The organism is Vibrio sp. T9 (assembly GCF_003123985.1).
GTDB classification, from domain to species: Bacteria; Pseudomonadota; Gammaproteobacteria; order Enterobacterales; family Vibrionaceae; genus Vibrio; species Vibrio diabolicus.
Genome location: NZ_NIGY01000060.1, coordinates 1 through 469, shown reverse-complemented (window position 1 = coordinate 469; position 469 = coordinate 1). Strand labels below are relative to the sequence as shown.

At 67.0% G+C, this 469-nt stretch carries 1 protein-coding gene; it reads right to left on the bottom strand.

What is annotated here, in order from left to right:
* A partial coding sequence (locus tag CBX98_RS25410) for a PP2C family protein-serine/threonine phosphatase (RefSeq protein WP_146192915.1) occupies window positions 1–469 on the bottom strand: 469 nt, incomplete at both ends.

Below are 469 nucleotides of genomic sequence, written 5' to 3'. Positions count from 1 at the left end.
GGTTTCCGGGGTGGCACCTTCCTCGACGCGCGAAACGCTTTCGAGCAGCGCGTGCGCGCCGTAAAGCTTCTGGTTTCCGGCATGCGCCTCGCTGACGCCGTCGGTGTACATGAGCACGGTGTCGCCCCCTAGCAGCGTGAGTACGCGCACAGGGTAGCGCGCTTCGCGGTCGAGGCCGAGCGCGGGGCCGGTTTCGACGTCGACCAGGATGGCCGTGCCACCCGCGTGCAACACCGGTTGTTCGTGTCCCGCGCTGGCGAGTGCGAGCAACCCGGTTTCGGTTTCGACCACGCCGCACAGCAGGGTGACGAACATGCAGGTGTCGTTGCCCTTGCACAGTTCGCGGTTGAGCGCGCCGAGGATGTCGCTGGGCGAGCGTGCATGGGTGGCGATCGTGCGCGCCAGTGTGATCGTGCGGGCCATGAACAACGCGGCGGGAATGCCTTTGTCCGAGACGTCGCCGACCATC